A 16,768-nucleotide genomic window follows, 5' to 3' on the forward strand; every position below is an offset into this window, starting at 1 on the left:
ACCTCATGTATAGACCAGTTTTAGATAGACGATGTTGGGAGAGACAGTGAAACTTCGTTTGGCTCTGTTTGCGGCGCTGATGGTTGCGGCATCCGGGACCGCGCTCGCGCGCGATGTGCTGGTCCGCGATCCGGCGCAGTTCAAGGCTGCGGTCAAAGCCGCCCAGCCCGGCGACACCATCCTGCTTGCCGATGGGGAGTGGCGCGATTTCCAGGCCGTGTTCACCGGCGCCGGAGTTGCGGGCAAGCCGATCACCCTTGCCGCACAGACCAAAGGTCAGGTGGTGCTGACCGGCCAGTCGAACCTGCGGCTCGCCGGCCGGCACCTCGTCGTCTCCGGCCTTGTCTTTCGCGGCGGCCATAGCCCGACCGGCGAGGTCATATCTTTTCGCCGCGATTCGAAGCAGGTCGCCGTCGATTCCCGCCTGACCGAAGTCGTCATCGACGCGTTCAGCAAGCCCGACCGCCGCGCCGAGGATATCTGGGTCGCGCTTTACGGGACGGGCAACCGCGTCGACCATTCGCATTTCGAGGGCAAGACCAACGCCGGCGTCACGCTCGCGGTCATCCGTCCAAAGGGGCAGCCGGACGCCAACAACCATCGCATCGATCACAATTATTTCGGGCCGCGTCCGCCCTTGGGATCGAACGGCGGCGAGACGATCCGCATCGGGACCAGCGAGGAATCGCTGACCGACAGCAGGACGGTCGTAGAGCGCAACATTTTCGACCGTTGCAGCGGCGAGGTCGAGATCGTCTCGGTCAAGGCGGGCGGCAATATCTTGCGCGACAATCTCGTCCTTCGCTCGCAAGGCGCCTTTGTCCTGCGGCACGGCAACGGTAACCTTGTCGAGCGCAATATCTTCTTCGGAAATTCCATCCCAGACACGGGCGGCGTGCGGGTCATCAATCGCGACCAGATCGTCCGCGACAATTATTTCGAAGGGCTTGCCGGTTCATCGTTCAAGAGCGCGATCACCGTGATGAACGGCGTGCCGAACTCGGTCATCAACCGCTATCATCAGGTCGCCAATGCGCGGATCGAGGGCAACAGCATCATCGACAGCGCGCGCATCACGCTTGCGGCAGGCGCCGATGCCGAACGATCGGCGGCGCCGGAGGATAGCCGGTTCGAGCGCAACCTGATCGTCGGCGCGAAGGGCGGCGACCCGTTCCGAGCCGAGGGCGATGCGAGCGGGATTGCGATGACGGGCAATGTCGCTTCAGGCGTCGACAAGCCATTGTTTTCACGCGGGATAAGCTATCGCGAAATCAAGCTCGAGCGCGCCGCGAACGGCTTGCTCTATCCGGCCGATCCGGCGCTGGCGTCGGTTGGCGCGCCGCGTGACCTTGTGCCGGTGACGCGCGAGGAGGTGGGCGTTCGCTGGTATGACGGGGCAGAAACAGAGGCGGCATTCGGCAGCGGGCGCACGATCCCCGTCGCGGTCGGCGCGCTCGCCGATGCTGTTGCAGCCGCGAGCGCGGGCGACACGCTGTCGCTCGCAAGCGGGACCCATGACCTCGCCGCACCGCTGGCGGTACAGAGCCGCCTGACCATCACGGGCGCGTCCGGCGCCAGGCCGGTACTGCGTATCGGCGGAGCGGGGCTCGCGCGGATTGCTGCGGGTGGCGGTCTGCAGCTCGAAAATCTCGACATCGATGCGCGCGGCGTGCGCGGCGATGCGGTGCTGGTCGCGGTGGAGGCGGGCGTTGCGCCCAATTATGAATTGGCGTTCGACGGCGTGACGGTTGCGGGTCCGGGCAAGGGCGCGGGGCTTGCCGGCGTCCGTATCGCGCCGTCGACCTTTGCCGACGCGATCACGATCAGCCAGAGCCGCTTCGCCGATATGGATGTCGTCGTCGACGGCACCGGCGAGCAGGAGCCGAAGGGCTGGTATCCCGCCGAACGGCTGACGATAGAAAAAAGCGAGTTCGTGCGCGTCGCGATGGTCGCGGACCTGCTGCGCAAGGGCAGTGACGAAAGCACCTTCGGGCCGTGGTTCGCGATGCGCGAGTCGCGCGTGGCCGAAAGTGGTGGCGACGGACCGTCGCTCCGCGTCACCGGCGCGCAGCACGTCAAGATCGCGCAAAACCAGTTCACCCAATCGAGCGGCGTCGAGGTGATCCACACGGTCGGCGCGCCCGATACGAAAATCGTTCGCAACCGCTTTACCGCAACCCCAGCGCCGCGCATCGGCGAGACAATGTGGAAAGGCGCGCCGCGCGGCACGGTCACCGACAATCAGATGGAGGGGCAGCCGTGACCCGCTTCCTCGCGCTTTGTCTCGCGGGAACCGCGCTGACGGCAAGTCCTGCGGCGGCTTTCGCAGCACCGGCCGAAGCAGTCCCAGCCGACCATGCCCCGATGTTCGCCGCCGAAATCGAGCGCGCGGCGCGCGAGGTCGATGCGTCGATCCGCGCGGGCATCAACGTGCCGGTGCCGAAGGACCCTGGCGGCGGCTTCACCCACGAGCAGCATAAGCGCAACTATCGCACGATTTTCGCGGCAGGCCAGCTTTACCGGTTGACCGGCGAAGCGCGCTATCGCGACCATGTGCGCGACCTGCTGCTCGCCTATGCCGATCTTTACCCCGGCCTCGGTCCGCATCCGGCGCAGGCGAACCAGACGGCGGGGCGGCTCTTCTGGCAAAGCCTGAACGACAGCGTTTTCCTCGTCAATGCGGTGCAGGGCTATGCACCCGTGCGCGCGGCGCTGAGCGCCGCCGATCGCCAGCGCATCGACGAGCGTGTGATCCGCCCCATGGCGCAGTTCCTCTCCGACGGGTCGCCGGAGGTCATCGGGCGGATCCACAACCATGCGACCTGGGCGTGCGCGGGCGTGGGCCTCGCCGGCTATCTGCTCGGCGACCGCGAGTTGGTCGACAAGGCGCTGCTCGGGCTCGACAAGAGCGGCAAGTCGGGCTTCCTGCGCCAGCTCGACCTGCTTTTCTCGCCCGACGGATATTATGCCGAAGGGCCATACTACCAGCGCTATGCCATCCAACCCTTTGCGGTCTTTGCGGCGGCCATTGCCGCAAACGATCCCGACCGCCGCATCTTCGACTATCGCGGCGGCATATTGAAAAAGGCGATCCGCACGACGGTCGACGTGACGCACAATGGCCATTTCATCCCGATAAACGATGCGATGCCCGACAAGACGCTGCGGACCGAGGAGCTCTATCACGCAGTCGCCATCGGCTATGCCGCGACGAAAGACCCGGCCTTTCTGTCGATCGCAGAGTGGCAGGGGCGCACCGTCCTGACACCCGAAGGGCAGGCGCTTGCCGCCGACCTTGCGGCGGGCAAGGCGGTCCCGTGGAATTTCGGCTCGCGGCTGCTCGGCGACGGGCCGGAGGGCAAGGACGGCGCGCTCGTGCTGCTGCGCGCGCGGCCGACGATCGACGGTCCGCTGCTCGTCGCCAAGAACGGTGTGCAGGGGATGGGGCATGGGCATCTCGACCGGCTCAACTGGCTCTATTTCGATGATAATGGCCCGGTCGTCACCGATTATGGCGCCGCGCGCTTCCTGAATGTCGAGGCGAAGCAAGGCGGGCGCTATCTTCCCGAAAACGACAGCTGGGCGAGCGCGACGGTCGCGCACAACACGCTGGTCGTCGATGGCAAGAGCCAGTTCGACGGCAAGTGGCGCCTCGGCGAAAACCACCCCGCGCAGCAGCTTTCGACGGGACTCGACGGCCCGACGCGCTGGTCGATCGGCGCAATCGATCAGGCGTACAAGGGCGTCGCGATCCGCCGCGCGCTCTTGATGCTCGATGTTGACGGCCTTGCCGAACCCCTGATCCTCGACCTCCTCCAAGCCTCGAGCAGCGGCAGGCATGTCTATGACCTGCCGCTGCATTTTTCGGGCCATATCATCGACAGCGACATCGAGTTCGCGCGGAACCTTGCCGAGCGGCCGGTGCTGGGGAGCGCGCACGGTTATCAGCATCTGTGGGTCGATGGCGAGGGGAGCAAGGCGGGCAAGGCGCGGCTGACCTGGATGAAAGCCAGCCGCTTCTATTCCTATCACGCGCTGCCGCCCGCGGGCGCGCGCTATTTGGTCGTCGAGAGCGGTGCGAACGATCCTGAGTTCAACCTGCGGCGCGAGCCTGCGCTGATCCAGCGTGTCGAAGGCGCGACCGACGCGCGCTTCGTCGGGCTGCTCGAACCGCACGGCAGCTATGACGCATCGGCTGAAACCGTCGTCGCGAGCAGCGCGCGCGTCGCCGCGCTCGATCATCGCCGGGTACAAGACGCCGACCTCGTCATCATCACGCTCGTCGATGGGCGCCGCATTGCCGTGACGGTTGCGTCGGAGGTCGCGGCGGGCACGGCGCATCGCATCACGCTCGACGGGCGCCAGCTCGGCTGGACGGGTCCGGTCGGACGCTTCGACCTTGCTCCGGCGGGCGGAAAAAAATGATTCCGAAGGGAAAGATATAATGCACGGACGTTTGCGCTGGTGCGTCATCGGCCTGATCGGCCTCGCCACCGTCATCAACTATATCGATCGCAACGCGCTCGCGGTGATGTGGCCCGAAGTGTCGAAGGACATCGGTGCGACGAAGGAGGATTATGCCCTCCTCGTCACCGTCTTCATGGTCTTCTACGCGCTCGGCCAATCGCTGTTCGGACGCATTTTCGACGCCATCGGCACGCGCTTGGGCTTCACGCTGTCGATCGTCGTCTGGTCGCTGTCGATCGCCGCGCATGCCCTCGTCCGTTCGATGCCGCTGCTCGTCGTGCTGCGCGCGTCGCTGGGGATCAGCGAGGCAGGGAATTGGCCCGGCGCCGCCAAGGCGAATGCGCTGTGGTTCCCGTCGCGCGAACGCGCCTTTGCACAGGGGATATTCAACGCGGGCGCGTCGCTCGGCGGGATTGTGTCGGCGCCGCTGATCGCGCTGTTGTTCGTGCAGTTCGGTTGGCAGGGCACCTTCCTGCTGATCGGCGTGCTCGGCTTCATCTGGCTTGTGCCGTGGCTCTGGTTCTACAAGGCCGACCCCGAAATCCATCCGCATATCAGCGCCGAAGAGCGCGACTATATCCTGTCGGGCCGCACCGAAGCGGGGCAGGGCGACACGCGCCGTATCCCGCTCGGCGAGCTGCTCCGCCACCGGCAGAGCTGGGGCGTCATCCTGGCGCGCTTCTTCCTCGATCCCGTCTGGTGGCTGTTCGTCTCATGGCTGCCAATCTATCTCGCCGAAACCTTCGGTTTCGACGTCAAGCAGATCGGCCTTTTTGCCTGGGTGCCCTTTGTCGGCGCGATGTTCGGCAGCCTGTTCGGCGGCTGGCTTGCGGGCCGGATCATCGGCGCAGGCGGCGGCGTCCACAAGGCGCGTACCACGGCGATCGCGCTCGGCTGTGCGATCATGCTGCCTGCGCTGCTTTTCACCATCCGCGCCGACGATCCGCTGACCGCGGTGCTGTTGATCGCCTGTATCCTCTTTGGTTTCCAGACGGCGATCGGCAATATTCAGACACTGCCCAGCGACTTTTTCGGCGGCGGCGCGGTCGGCAGCCTTGCCGGGATCAGCGGCACTGCCGCGGTGGCGGGGACACTAATCACCACCTGGCTGGTGCCCGTGCTCACCAAGACAAGCTACGCGCCGATCTTCGCGCTTTCGGCGGCGATTGTGCCGCTCTCTTTCCTCGCTTTCCGCCTGATTGGCGGCCGGGTCGAACCGGTTGCTGCGCGGGCAGCAAACTCTCCAGAATAAGGAATGAACAGAATGAACTTTGAAGGCAAAACCGCACTGGTAACCGGCGGCGGACGCGACATCGGGCGGTCGGTTTCGATCGCGCTGGCACGCGGCGGGGCACGCGTCGCGATCAACTACAACAGCGGGCGCGAGGCAGCTGACGAGACGCTGAAGGCGATTCTGGACGCCGGAGGTGATGCTTTCCTTGTCCAGGCCGACGTGACCGACAGCGGCGCGGTGCGGGCGATGCTCGACGAGGTCGGGGTGGCGTTCAGCGGACGGCTCGACATCCTCGTCAATCTTGCTGGCGGCATGGTTGCGCGCAAGACGCTCGGCGAAATGGACGAAGCTTTTTTCGATCATGTGATGACGCTCAACATGAAGTCGGTTTTCCTCGTCATGCAGGCGGCGCTGCCGTTCCTTGGCGAAGGATCAGCGGTCGTGAACGTATCGTCGCAGGCGGGCCGCGACGGCGGCGGGCCTGGCGCGTCGGTCTATGCAACGGCGAAAGGGGCGTTGATGACCTATACGCGCGCGATGGCGAAGGAACTGGGGCCGCAGGGCATCCGCGTCAACGCGGTGACGCCCGGCCTCATCGGCACGAGCTTCCACGACATCTTCTCGAAACCCGAAGGGCGCGCCGCGACCGCTGGCAACACGCCGCTGCGCCGCGAAGGACATCCCGATGAGGTTGCGGAGACGATCGCTTTTCTGGCGTCGCCAGCCGCAAGCTTTCTTGCGGGCGTCTGCCTCGACGTCAACGGCGGGCTCTACTTCTCATAAACGCTACGTGGGGGAGAGGACTCATGCGGCCTTATGCTTTGTTGGCTGCCACCGCCCTGCTTGCAGGCGGCGCGCAGGCAAAGGAACGCGAACGCACCGATGCCGAGCCGATCACGCCCTACAAGATTGTCCTTGTCGGTGACTCGACGATGGCGCCGCACAGTGGCTGGGGCGGCGCCTTTTGCGCGAAGCATGTGAAATCGTCGGTCGCGTGCGTCAACGCGGGGCGCGGCGGGCGGAGCACGCGCAGCTATCGGCAGGAGGGATCGTGGGACATCGCGCTCGCCGAGGCGCGGGTGCCGGGGTATCGCGCGATCTATGTGCTGATCCAGTTCGGGCATAACGACCAGTCGGCGCGGCCCGAACGCTGGACGGACGAGACCACCGAGTTCCCGGCGAACCTGCGGCAGTTTGTCAGCGACGTGCGCGCGGCGGGCGCGATGCCTGTTCTCGTCACCCCGCTGACGCGGCGCGATTTCAAGGAAGGCAAGCTCAAGAACACGCTCGCAAGCTGGTCCGATCAGGTGCGCGGCGTCGCCAAGGCGATGGAGGTCCCGCTCGTCGACCTCAACGCGCTCAGCGCCCGGCAGGTGCAGGAAATGGGTGCAGAGATGGCGACCAAGCTGGCGCAGGAGCCGCCGAGCGATGCCGAGCTCGCCGCCGCACGCGCGGGAACGACCTCGCCCGCACCGCCTACGCCGCCGACGCCTCCGCCAATCGAGGGCAATGGGCCGCGCGGGCAGGTGACGCGCAAGTTCGATTACACGCACCTCGGCGATATCGGCGCCGAAGTGACCGCGCGGCTGGTAACGCAGGCACTGGCGCACGCCGTGCCCGGCCTGCGCAGCCAGCTCGTGAAATAGGGATATTGGCCTGAATTATTGGCTAGTCCATATCGGCTTACAAAATGGTTGACATAAATACGAATCTGGCTGACGATATTGGTCAGAACAGAATCGATATGCCTACGGGGAGAGTTGAAGTGATTTCGCACAATCGGGTCGCGCTGCGCGCGTTGCGCCTCGCCATGCTGACCGGCACCGCATCGACGATGCTTGTTGCCGTTCCCGCTATCGCTCAGGATGTGGCGGACGATACCGACGCCATCGTCGTCACGGGCATTCGCGAAACGATCCAGAATTCGATCAACACCAAACGCCAAGAGACGGCGATCGTCGATGCGCTGTCGGCCGACGACATCGGCGACCTTCCCGCGCTGTCGGTCGGTCAGGCGATCCAGACGATCACCGGCGCAACGACGCACCGCGAAAAAGGCGACGCGTCCGAAATCGCGCTGCGCGGCCTCGGCCCCTTCCTCAGCAATTCGACCTTCAACGGCCGCGACGCCTCGAACGGCAGCGGCGACCGCTCGGTCAACTTCAACCAGTTCCCCTCGGAACTCGTGAACAACATCAAGATCTACAAGACGCAGCAGGCAAGCCTGATCGAGGGCGGCGTTGCGGGGACGGTCGAGATCGGAACGCTACGCCCGCTCGACTTCGGTAAGCAACGCCTGCAGGGCGAAATCAAGGCGCAATATAATCCCTATGGCGATCGCGTCGTCGGCGAAGGCGGCATCGGCTGGCGCGGGACGCTGAGCTATGTCGACCAGTTTGCGAACGACACGATCGGCATCGCCATCGGCATCCAGCGCAACGACACGAACAATCCGGAGGAAACCTTCGCCGCCTCGACGACATGGACCGCGTGCGAGGCGGCGGTCGTCGTCGCCAACGGCAACTGCAACGAATTTACGCGCGCCGAATATGCGCAGCCGCGCGCATTCTATCTGGCGCCGAACGCCTATACGTTTCGCCAGATCAGCGAAACCGATCGCCGCGATGCCGTTTTCGGCGCGATCCAGTGGCGGCCGTCGGACAAGGTCAACGTCAATCTGGACATCCAATATTCGGACCGGACCTTTGTAGAGAATCGCCGCGACCTCAATCTGTCCGAAGGGCGCTATGGCATCACCAATGCGGTGTTCGACGACAATGGTACGCTGCGCAGCTTCAATGGTCTGACGTCGATCGAATCGAACACGACCGAATTGTCGCGGTCCGAAGAATATCTGGGCGGCGGCTTGTCGATCGAATGGATGCCGACCGACCGGCTGACCATCACGATCGACGGCTCCTATTCGCGCACGATCCGCCTCGAGGATGAACGCAACTCGCGCCTGAGAACCGATGCCTTCGACGTCAACGGCGTTCGCACTGCCATCAACAACCAGCGCATCCCGTACACCTATGTGCTCGCACCGGGCAGTTTCATCCCGACGATCACGATCGATCCGCGCTTCGACCTAAACAACCACGACCTCTTCTGGGACGATGCACGCTTTCGCCGCGACCAGAGCCGCCGGTACAACCGGATCGTCGCGGGCCGGGCCGATGCGCGCTATGAAATGGATGGCTTCCTGAGTTCCATCGCCGCTGGCGGTCGCTGGTCCGAACTCGTCTATCGGGACTATGATGTCCGCAATGGCGACTTCAATTTCAATCCGCCGATTACCGAGGATAACCGCATCAACAATTTGTGCCGGGTCCAGACCTTCCCGCAGCGCAATTTCCTGTCGGCTGCGGGTGACGCCAACAGCATCAACAGCTGGGCGACCTTCGACCTCGATTGTCTGTTCCGCGAATATATGGGGACCGAGGACCCCGGCGCGCTCGACGACAAGCGTTCGGTCGCTAATCGCGATGTCACCGAACGCACGCTCGCGGGCTATATCATGGCCGAATATGACGCCGACCTGGGTTCGATGCCTGTGCGCGGCAATTTCGGGGTTCGCGTCGTCAACACGCGCGTTGTGTCGAATGGATTGCGCAGCGACCTCGACGTCATCGTGAACCCCGACAGCTCGCTCCAGCTTGTCACGACGGGCGATTTCGAAACGGTGACGATCAAGAGCTCGACGACGCGTATCTTGCCGAGCGTCAATGCGATCTTCGAGATTGCGCCGAATACGCTGTTCCGCCTCGCGGGCTATCGCGCCATGTCGCGTCCGGCGCCAAGCGCGCTTGGTGCGGGTCGCACGATTACGCTGGAAAGTGGCAACAGCTTCACATCGATCGAGGATGCGATCAACAACATCAACGCGAACGGCAGCCCGCGGCTCAAGCCGCTGATGTCGTGGAACGCCGATGCGGCGATCGAATGGTATCCCAACCGCGACAGCCTTTTGTCGGCAACGGTCTATTACAAGCAGTTCAACGGCGGTTTCCAGCCGGTGATCATCGACGAAACCTTCAATATCGGCGGTCAGGATGTTGTGGTGCCCGTTGCACAGACGCGGAATAGCCCGGACAAGTCGCGCATCTATGGCCTCGAACTCACGGCAGCGACGCGCTTCGGCTTCCTGCCCAAGCCGCTCGACGGCCTTGGCGCCAAGGTCAGCTACAACTACGCCGATTCGAACTTCGTGACGCACGATATTCGGCTGGGCGACGCCTATGATCCGGTGACCGACAGCGTCCAGCCGGGCATTATCGAACCCGCGAACCTCTCGGGTTATTCGAAGCATGTTCTGTCGGCACAGGCTTATTACGACATCGGCCCGCTCTCGCTGCAGGCGATTTATAATTATCGCTCGCGCTATTATCAGGATTTTGTGGGCGGGAATGCCCAACTTCGTTATGTCGGACCGAGCGAGACGGTGGATCTGCGGGCGTCGCTGGCGCTGATGAAGGGCGTGTCGCTGCGCCTCGAGGCGCTCAACATCTTCAACAACCCCAAAGAAACCTACATGCCGGTCTATGGCAGCGCCCGCCAATATCATTATTATGGCGCAAAATATTTCATCGGCATCCGGGCGCGGATCTGAGCCGGCACGGGGCGTGGCAAAGGCTCTGCTCTCGTGGGTCGCAACGGCGGCTGCGGTACTTTGGGTACCGCAGCCTGCCATTGCATTTGATGGCACGGTGCCGGTACGCACGATGCGCGATGTCGCTTATCGTCAGATTGGCGAGACCGCGCTGCATCTCGACGCCTATATCCACCCGGCTGCGGCGAAGTCGCCCGCACCGGTGCTCATCCATTTCCACGGCGGCGGATGGGCGCGGGGGGCGCGGGCCGATGACTGGACGGGGTTCCGGTCCTATCTGGCTGCGGGCTTTTCCATCATAACGGTTCAATACCGGCTGGCGGGTGAAGCCAGGGCGCCGGCCGCGGTCGAGGATGCGCGCTGCGCGCTCCACTGGGTCGGGGCCAATGCGGCGGCGCTGGGCTTTGATCTCGATCGTATCGTCATATCCGGGACGTCGGCGGGGGCGCATCTGGCGCTGATGGCGGGGCTGCTTCCCGAAACCAACGCCATCGACGCCCCTGAATGTCGCAACCCGCCGCGTGCGGCTGCAATCATCGACCATTATGGCCCCACTGACCTTGCTGCGTTGGGGGGGCGCGGCGGCGGACTGCACCCGACAGTTGCCAACTGGATTGGCGCACATCCCGATGCGGTCGATCTGGCGCGGCAAATGTCGCCCGTTAATTGGCTGTCGGCGAGCAGTCCGCCCATATTCATGGCCCACGGCGATGCCGATCCGGTCGTCCCCGTCGCCCAATCGCAAATGCTTGCGCGGCGGCTGGGCGAATTGGGGGTGACACACGACTTGTTCGTTGTTCCGCAGGGAGGACATGGCAAATTCGACGCCACCTCGCGGGAAGCGATGACGAAGCGGATATTCGCTTTTCTGTGCGCCTTGGAAATCGCGGACAAAGGAGCGTGCGGCGATGAAAATTGATCCCGACGCACGGTTATGCTTCAAAATTGTCCTACCGGATTGTATGGACTCTCTCCACCATAAGCGGGGAGACGATTGAGACATGGCCGAACGCCGCCTTTTCGAAGAGATCGCCGACGCCATTCGCGGCATGATCGAGGACGGGACCTATCCACCGGGAACGCGCCTGCCGGGCGAGCGCGAGCTGTCCGAACAGTTCGAGGTGAGCCGCGTAACGATCCGCGAGGCCGAAATCGCGCTCCAGGCCACCGGCTGGATTCATATCCGTACCGGCGCCGGTGCCTATGTCGAGGCGGAACTGCCGAGCGAGAGCAAAAGACTGCCCCAGGTGAGCGCGTTCGAGGTGACCGAGGCGCGCTCGCTGTTCGAAGCCGAGGCTGCGGCGCTTGCGGCCCCGACGATTTCGGCCGAAACGCTCGAAAAGCTTGACGAGCTGCTTGCCGCCATGGCCGACGAAAAGGCGAGCGAGGATGAAATCAACGCGATCGACCGCGAATTTCACCGGACGATCGCGGCGGCATCGAACAACAAGGCAATCATCCACGTCATCGAGAATCTGTGGCGGATGCGCACAGAGTTGCCCGAGGTCAAGGAAAGCCATTCGCTCGTCTGCCGCAAGAACAGCAGTGCGCGCCAATCCGAACATGCCGATGTTGTCGAGGCGCTGCGCCGGCGCGACCCGGCGGGGGCACGCCTCGCCATGCGGCGGCACTTCAACCGCCTGCTCGAATCGATGCTCGACGAAACCGAGGAACGCGCGCTCGACGAACTCCGCCGCCGCGCCGCCGAGAGCCGCGAACGCTATCTGCTGAGCGCAAAGCTCGCCTGATGCTGCGGTTGCCGCGCTCATGAGCATTTCTGTGCGTGTCGACGACGCGGCTGCTGTCTTGTTGGATGCGCGCCGTTCGGGAACGGCGCTGCCTGCCTTCCCGCAGCCTTTGCCCGCGACGCTGGACGCCGCTTATGCAATCCAGCAGCAGATGATTGCCGCGCTTGGATTGCCGGTTCTGGGCTGGAAGGTCGGGCGGATTCCTGTCCCGCTGATTGCGTCGCTCGGGGCCGAGCGCCTTGCAGGTCCGGTATTTCGCTGCGCCGAGATCGCCGATGGCTCGCTTGCTGAGGCATCCGTTTTCATCGGCGGGGCGGGGGCTGTCGAAGCCGAGGTCATGCTGCGCCTCGACCGCGTTCCGGATCATGTTCCGTCGGCGGAGGAGGCAAAGAAGCTTGTAAGCGAAATTCGCGCAGGGTTCGAGATCGCGAGTTCGCCTGCACCCGATGTCCATGATCACGCCCCCTTCGGCATCATTGCCGATATCGGGATCAACAACGGCATCCTGGTGGGGCCAAGACTCGACGCCGCCGGCTTCGACCGGCTGAAGGTCGACACGGCGATCGAGGGCGCGAGGGTTGGAACCGGACGGGCCTGCGATGTGCTCGACGGCCCGTGGGGCTCGCTTCGTTTCCTCGTCGATTTGCACCTGCGCGGCGTTATTGCGCTCGCGCCCGGCCAGTGGATATCGGCCGGAGCGATCACGGGTGTCCACCCCATCCTTCCCGGCCAAAGCGCGACCGCGTCCTTTGGTCCGGCGATCCAAATCGGCTGCACCGCCGTCCCCGAAACCGGACTATCCTGATGAACCTTATATCCCGCCGCGTCGCCTGTTTTGGCGAAATGGTCATGCGCGTCTCGGTTCCCGCCGGCGAGTTGCCGCTGCAGTCGCCCCGCTTCGACGCCTGGGTGGGCGGGGCCGAGGCCAATGTCGCGGTTGCACTGGCCGCTCTGGGGCATGACAGCCGTATGATCAGCGCCGTGCCCACCGGCCCTATCGGCGACGGCGTGCTTGCCGAACTGCGCCGTCACGGTGTCGACACAGGCGATATTGCGCGCGGCGGAGGCCGCATGGGTCTTTATTACCATATTCCGGGCGGCCCGATGCGCGCGGCCGAGGTCGTCTATGACCGCGCGGCATCGGTGTTTGCCGAGACGGAGGCACATAGTTGGGATTGGCCGGCATTGCTGGAGGGAGCCGAATGGCTGCACGTGTCGGGCGTGACACCCGCGCTGGGTCCGCGATCGGCCGAAGCCGCACTCGCCGCCGTGCGCGCCGCGCGCGCCGCCGGGATGGGGGTGTCGTTCGACGGCAATTGGCGCGGCCGACTGTGGGAGCGGTGGCAAGCCGATCCTGCCCCAATCCTTTGCGCGATCGTCGAGCAGGCGACCGTGCTGTTCGGCAATCATCGCGATGCTTCACTCTTGTTGGGAGAGGAGTTTTCGGGTGACGGCGCGGACCGGAGACGCGCGGCGGCGCTCGCGCTGCTTGCGCGCTTTCCGGCGCTCGAACTGGTTGCATCGACCGCCCGTCGCATCGTCGGCGCTGCCGAACACCACATCGTTGCGCGTGTCGATACGCGCGATGCCCATGCAACGACCGCCGATGCCATCATTGCGCCAATCGTTGATCGGGTTGGCACTGGCGATGCTTTCGCGGCCGGCGTGCTCGATGCGTTCTGGCAAGAGAAGTCGCTTGGGGCCATTGCTGGTCAGGGACTGGCTCTATCGGCCCTCAAGCACGGGCTGCGCGGTGACCTAGCTCCTTTTTCCCGCGCATTGGTCGAGCAGGCGTCGGCTCCGGCTGGCGACGTCGCGCGGTGAGGGTGCCTAGGTGTTTAGTCCCAGCATGTGATGGTGTCTGATTCATGAGTTTCCGCAGATTGCGGAGGTATCATGGGTATCAAGCGTTATGAGTTGAGCGAGGCGCAGTGGGTTCGGATTGAACGGATGTTACCGGGCAAGTTGTCCGATCCTGGCCGGACGGCATCGGATAACCGCTTGTTCGTGAACGGTATTTTGTGGGTTCTGCGGTCGGGCGCGCGCTGATCGGACCTGCCGGAGCGCTATGGCAAGTACAAGACGGTCCATAATCGCTTGACCCGCTGGGCGGTCGCCGGGGCGTGGGAAGGCATCTTCACCTCGCTCGTCCGCGACCGGGATAATGCTATCTGATGGTCGACAGTTCGATCGTGCGCGCCCATGTCCAGGCGGCAACGGGCCAAAAAGGGGCGCTGCGACCAGGCTCTGGGGCGCGCCCGAGGAGGACGACCTCCAAATGGCATATCGCGGTCGATACGTTCGGCCGGCCGGTGCGCTTCATCCTGACCGGCGGCAATATCAGCGATGCCAAACTCGCAATCCCGCTGCTGACCGGCCTCGACGCCCGCCATGTCCTCGCCGACAAGGCCTATGATGGTCATGCCATCCTCAACCATGTCGAGGCCAGCGGCGCGCGGCCCATCATCCCACGGCGCATCTGCATGCCTCGGCGGCGCGAGTTCGATCCCGCCGTTTACAAGCTCCGCCACCGGATCGAACGCACCATCGGAAAGCTCAAGCAGCTACGGCGCGTCGCTACCCGATACGACCGGTTGCCGCACGACTACCTCGCAACACTATACCTCGCAGCCATCGCCTTCCGGTGCTGAATGTCGAATCAACCTAGGAAAGATTCGCGCGCATGGTTACACGCCCGGTGCCATCGCGTGCCCAAAGGCGGGCGCCATCGCCATCGCGGGCGAGGCAGAGGTCGAAGGGTGCGCCGTCGATTAGCGGCGCCTCGGCGCGGAAGGCGAAGCGGCTGGGAGTGAAGCCTGAGCGGAGAGCATGATCCATCAGCAGCGTTGCTAGTAGCGGGCCATGGACGACGAGCCCGGCATAACCCTCGACGTCGCGGGCATAGTCGCGATCGTAATGGATGCGGTGCGCGTTGAAGGTCAGCGCCGAATAGCGGAAGAGCAGGGCCGCGTCGGGCACGATGCTGCGAATGGCGTCGGCGGGATCGGGAGCAGCAGGCGCGGCTGGCATCGGCGCGGGCACGGCTGCGGTACCGGCCGCTTCGCGAAAGACAATGTCCTGTTCCTCGCGGATCGCGGGGACGCCATTCGCCGAAATCGCATGACGGAGCGTGACGAACAGCAGGTCGCCGCTCGCACCGCGCTTGGGCTTGACGGCCTCGATTGTCGTCACACGGGACAGCACCGCGCCAACGGGCATGGGTGCGAGAAACGCGATACGGCTGCCCGCCCACATGCGGCGCGGCAGCGGTACGGGCGGCAGCAGCCCGCGCCCGTCGCGGCGCGGATGCCCGTCCTCGCCGATCGCCGACTGGCGCGCGTCGGGCAGGAAATAGAGCCAATGACCCAGTGGCGCGACGATATTGGGCGCCCACGGCGGGGCATCGTGATCGAGCAGCGCGGCAAGTCCCGCGAGAGGGGCTGCGGTGGCAACATCCTCGCGCGTTTCGCTGCGGCCGACCCAGGCGGAATAATCGTCCATCAAAAGCTCTTGGGCAGGCCGAGCGCATGCGTCGCGACATGGCTCAGGATCAAATTGGTGCTGATCGGCGCGACCTGGTAAAGCCGCGTCTCGCGGAATTTGCGCTCGATGTCATATTCTTCGGCAAAGCCGAAGCCGCCGTGCGTCTGAAGGCACATGTCGGCGGCGTACCAGCTGGCTTCGGAAGCCAGCATTTTCGCCATATTCGCTTCCGTCCCGCAATCGGCGCCCGCGTCGAAGAGGCGCGCCGCCTTGTCGACCATTTCGGCGGCGGCGGCGATTTGAACATAGGCGCGCGCGATCGGAAACTGGACGCCCTGATTTTCGCCGATCGCCCGGCCGAAGACCGAGCGGTCCCTGGCATAGGCGGCCGCGCGGTCGACGAAAAAGCGGCCGTCGCCGATACATTCGGATGCGATCAGGATGCGCTCGGCATTCATGCCCGACAATATGTAGCGGAAGCCCTTGCCCTCCTCGCCGATCAGGTTGGCGGCCGGCACTTCGAGATCGTCGAAGAACAGTTCGGTCGTTGCATGGTTGAGCATCGTGCGCACCGGGCGGATGGTCAGGCCCTTGCCCGCCGCCTCGCGCATGTCGACAAGCAGCACGCTCATCCCGTCGGACGGTTTCGCACATTCTTCGCGCGGTGTGGTGCGGCAGAGCAATATCATCAGGTCCGAATGTTCGGCGCGGCTGATCCAGATTTTCTGGCCGTTGACGACATAATTGTCGCCAACCCGCTTGGCGAAAGTGCGGATGCGCGTCGTGTCGGTGCCCGCGGTCGGCTCGGTGACGCCGAAGGCTTGGAGGCGAAGCTCGCCGCTGGCGACGGCCGGCAGCCAGGTCTGTTTCTGCGCTTCGGAGCCATGTTTGAGCAGCGTGCCCATCGTGTACATCTGGGCGTGGCACGCGCCGCCGTTGCAGCCCGACCGATGGATCTCCTCGAGCACCGCGGTGGCCGCGCCGAGGCCGAGGCCGGAGCCGCCATAGCTTTCGGGGATCAGGACCGAGAGGAAACCCGCTTCGGTGAGCGTTCGGACGAACTCGGTGGGATAGACGCGGTCGCGGTCGAGCCTTTGCCAATAGTCGCCGGGGAAATCGGCGCAGAGGCGGCGTACGGCATCGCGGATCTCCGGGTGATTTTGCGGTTGGGCTTCGGACATCGGCGTTTGGCTCTCCCCTGATCGTCGGGGAGAGCCTTAGAATGCG

General features: G+C 64.4%; 12 protein-coding genes and 1 pseudogene. 11 read left to right on the forward strand and 2 right to left on the reverse strand.

The features are described 5' to 3' along the window. Positions 1-46 precede the first annotated feature (46 nt). The 11 genes and pseudogenes from RIA72_RS15720 to RIA72_RS15770 all read left to right on the forward strand — a co-directional run bounded on the left by RIA72_RS15720 (position 47) and on the right by RIA72_RS15770 (position 14,709). Positions 47-2,263 (forward strand): polysaccharide lyase 6 family protein, encoded by a 2,217-nt coding sequence (locus RIA72_RS15720; RefSeq protein WP_350033009.1) that lies wholly within the window; start codon positions 47-49, stop codon positions 2,261-2,263. Continuing rightward, positions 2,260-4,425 carry a heparinase II/III domain-containing protein gene (locus RIA72_RS15725; RefSeq protein ID WP_350033010.1) on the forward strand — a complete coding sequence of 722 codons (2,166 nt, stop codon included), beginning with the start codon at positions 2,260-2,262 and terminating at the stop codon, positions 4,423-4,425. Before RIA72_RS15720 ends, RIA72_RS15725 begins: the two co-directional genes overlap by 4 nt. Positions 4,426-4,444: 19 nt before the next feature. Next, a complete protein-coding gene (locus RIA72_RS15730) occupies positions 4,445-5,719 on the forward strand; it encodes an MFS transporter (RefSeq protein ID WP_350033011.1) in 1,275 nt (424 codons plus the stop codon). 12 nt (positions 5,720-5,731) lie between these two features. After that, complete coding sequence (locus tag RIA72_RS15735) at positions 5,732-6,484, forward strand: SDR family NAD(P)-dependent oxidoreductase (protein WP_350033012.1); 753 nt, start codon at positions 5,732-5,734, stop codon at positions 6,482-6,484. 41 nt (positions 6,485-6,525) lie between these two features. Beyond that, positions 6,526-7,347, forward strand: a complete 822-nt coding sequence (locus tag RIA72_RS15740; RefSeq protein WP_350033013.1) for a rhamnogalacturonan acetylesterase — start codon at positions 6,526-6,528, stop codon at positions 7,345-7,347. A 119-nt stretch (positions 7,348-7,466) separates the two neighbouring features. Then, positions 7,467-10,310: a TonB-dependent receptor gene (locus RIA72_RS15745; RefSeq protein WP_350033014.1), complete on the forward strand. Its 2,844-nt coding sequence runs from the start codon at positions 7,467-7,469 to the stop codon at positions 10,308-10,310. 13 nt (positions 10,311-10,323) lie between these two features. Next, a complete protein-coding gene (locus RIA72_RS15750) occupies positions 10,324-11,229 on the forward strand; it encodes an alpha/beta hydrolase fold domain-containing protein (RefSeq protein ID WP_350033015.1) in 906 nt (301 codons plus the stop codon). An 82-nt stretch (positions 11,230-11,311) separates the two neighbouring features. Next, positions 11,312-12,058, forward strand: a complete 747-nt coding sequence (locus RIA72_RS15755) for a FadR/GntR family transcriptional regulator (protein WP_350033016.1) — start codon at positions 11,312-11,314, stop codon at positions 12,056-12,058. Between the two features lie 19 nt (positions 12,059-12,077). After that, on the forward strand, positions 12,078-12,863 hold the full coding sequence (locus tag RIA72_RS15760; RefSeq protein WP_350033017.1) for a 2-keto-4-pentenoate hydratase: 786 nt from the start codon (positions 12,078-12,080) through the stop codon (positions 12,861-12,863). Beyond that, positions 12,863-13,882: a sugar kinase gene (locus RIA72_RS15765; protein WP_350033018.1), complete on the forward strand. Its 1,020-nt coding sequence runs from the start codon at positions 12,863-12,865 to the stop codon at positions 13,880-13,882. The genes RIA72_RS15760 and RIA72_RS15765 overlap by 1 nt, the downstream gene beginning before the upstream one ends. Positions 13,883-13,960: 78 nt before the next feature. Further along, positions 13,961-14,709, forward strand: a pseudogene (locus tag RIA72_RS15770) (IS5 family transposase). 13 nt (positions 14,710-14,722) lie between these two features. On the opposite strand, the gene RIA72_RS15775 reads toward RIA72_RS15770, so the two are convergent. Together RIA72_RS15775 and RIA72_RS15780 are read right to left on the reverse strand one after the other, a co-directional pair. After that, positions 14,723-15,559 (reverse strand): HTD2 family dehydratase, encoded by an 837-nt coding sequence (locus RIA72_RS15775; RefSeq protein ID WP_350033019.1) that lies wholly within the window; start codon positions 15,557-15,559, stop codon positions 14,723-14,725. Next, entirely contained in the window at positions 15,559-16,722 is a 1,164-nt protein-coding gene (locus RIA72_RS15780) for an acyl-CoA dehydrogenase family protein (RefSeq protein ID WP_350033020.1), read from the reverse strand. Before RIA72_RS15780 ends, RIA72_RS15775 begins: the two co-directional genes overlap by 1 nt. Positions 16,723-16,768 lie beyond the last annotated feature (46 nt).

The sequence above is a fragment of the Sphingopyxis sp. genome, assembly GCF_040216815.1.
Classification (GTDB): Bacteria; Pseudomonadota; Alphaproteobacteria; order Sphingomonadales; family Sphingomonadaceae; genus Sphingopyxis.